The sequence below is a fragment of the Thermovirga sp. genome, from assembly GCA_012523215.1.
Classification (GTDB): domain Bacteria; phylum Synergistota; class Synergistia; order Synergistales; family Thermovirgaceae; genus 58-81.
Genome location: JAAYIZ010000303.1, coordinates 1 through 1,846, shown reverse-complemented (window position 1 = coordinate 1,846; position 1,846 = coordinate 1). Strand labels below are relative to the sequence as shown.

Genomic DNA, 1,846 nt, shown 5'->3' with positions numbered 1-1,846 from the left:
GGTCGAGGGCGAGCTTCAGGCTGTAAAACTTCACTTCCACCCCGTAGAGGAGGGTGTGCTTCCCGTTGATCCCCGGCATGATCACGTCCAGGGCCTGGATCATCTCCAGTATCCCCTTGAGGTGCCTGTAGGGGAGGACGAAGGAAATGTCGCCGGGCTCGGCGTTCTTCAGGGTGGGTTCCACCAGGCCCCTGGCGATCCGGCTGGGGGTAGACCTCCTCCCCTGCCTGAGGTCGCCGAGGCGCTGGACCAAGACCCCGCCTCCCAGCATATTGGCGAGCCGGGCTATATGGCTGCCGTATCCGTTCGGATCCTTGAAGGGTTCGGTGAAATCGGTGCTCACCAGGATGGCGAAGTTGGTGTTGTCCGTGCGCCTGTCGCCGTCGCGGTTGCTGTGCCCGTTCACGGTCAGGATGTTGTATTGCTCCATGTACTCGGTGGTGACCTCCCCGTGGGGGCACATGCAGAAGGTCCTGACCTGGTCGTCGAAGGTGGGGGTGTCCAGGATGGCCTTTACTTCGTAGAACTGGTCGGTGACGGCTTGGGCTATCCCCGCCGGAATCTCGACCCTGATGCCGATATCCACCGGGAGGGACCGTATCTCCAGGCCGAGGGATGCGACGGTCTTTTCCATCCAGAGGGAACCCTCGCGGCCGGGGGCGAGCAGCACCGCCTCGGCCTCCATGACACTCCCGTCGGCAAGCCTCACCCCGGCGGCCCTCCCGTCCCTGACGACGACCGAATCGACCAGGGTTTCCATCATTACGTCGCAGGAGGGCGATAGCTCCAGGTACATGCTCTGGAGGATCTCCTTGGAGCGGTCCGTCCCCATGTGCCTTATCCGGGCGGGGATGATCCTTAGGCCGGCGGTGTTCGCCCTGATGGAGATGTCCCTCGCGAAGACGGGATCGGGGGAGAAAACCTCCTGGCTGGCTCCATGCTTCACGAAGATATCGTCCACGGCGGTTATAAGTTCCAGCAATTCCCCGCGCCCTATGTATTGTTCCAGGTTTCCGCCGAACTCGGGCGTGAGGGTCAGTTTCCCATCGCTGAAGGAACCGGCCCCGCCCCAGCCGCAGGTGACGTTGCAGGGTCGGCAGTGAATGCAGGTGTCGCTTTTGCCCTTTTTGAGGGGGCAGCTCCGTTCGTCTATCCTTTTGCCCTTGTCGAGGATGGCGACTTTTTCACCCGCCGCCGCCAGTTCCCGGGCTGCAAAGAGTCCCGAAGGCCCTGCCCCCACGATGATCGCATCGTACTTCATGGCTTCACCCCGCGCCGAATCCCGGTCTTTTGCAGGATCATTATAACTCAGCGAAAGAACGGGGCCCGCGAGTCCTCCTTTTGCTAAAATGAGCAGGTATCATTTTAGCGACGAAGCACGAAAACCATTTCGGCAGATCCTTTTGAAAAAGGAGGACCAAAGGGATGACTTTGCACACGTCAAGAGAGCCCGCAAAAACGCGCCGACCCATAATGGAACTCATGGCGAAAAGATGGAGCCCCAAGGCTTTCCAGTTGGAGGTCCCGTCCGAGGATGAACTGATATCGATCTTCGAGGCCGCGCGATGGGCCCCGTCGTGCTTTAACAACCAGCCCTGGAGGTACTTGGTGACCACCAGGAATGACCCAGAAAGTTTTTCCAGGGCCCTGGCATGCCTGACGGAGGCGAACGCGGCCTGGGTCCGCAACACCCCGCTGCTGGCCTTCCAGGTCATGAGGGAGGCTTTCGAGTACAACGAAAAACCCAACCCCTGGTCGGGCCTCGACTGCGGCCTCGCCATGGCCCAGCTGATACTGCAGGCCGAGTACATGGGTTGGTCGGTCCACGTCATGGCCGGTTTCAGCC

Annotated in this window: 2 protein-coding genes; one reads left to right on the top strand and one right to left on the bottom strand. The window is 60.8% G+C overall.

Annotated features, from left to right (window positions below; translation table 11 throughout):
- Positions 1 to 1,261 (bottom strand): FAD-binding protein (locus GX108_08190; GenBank protein NLO57000.1); only part of this gene is annotated, 1,261 nt, incomplete at its 3' end.
- A gap of 164 nt (positions 1,262 to 1,425) precedes the next feature.
- Between GX108_08190 and GX108_08185 the strand changes: the two genes are divergently transcribed.
- Positions 1,426 to 1,846 (top strand): nitroreductase (locus tag GX108_08185; GenBank protein ID NLO56999.1); only part of this gene is annotated, 421 nt, incomplete at its 3' end.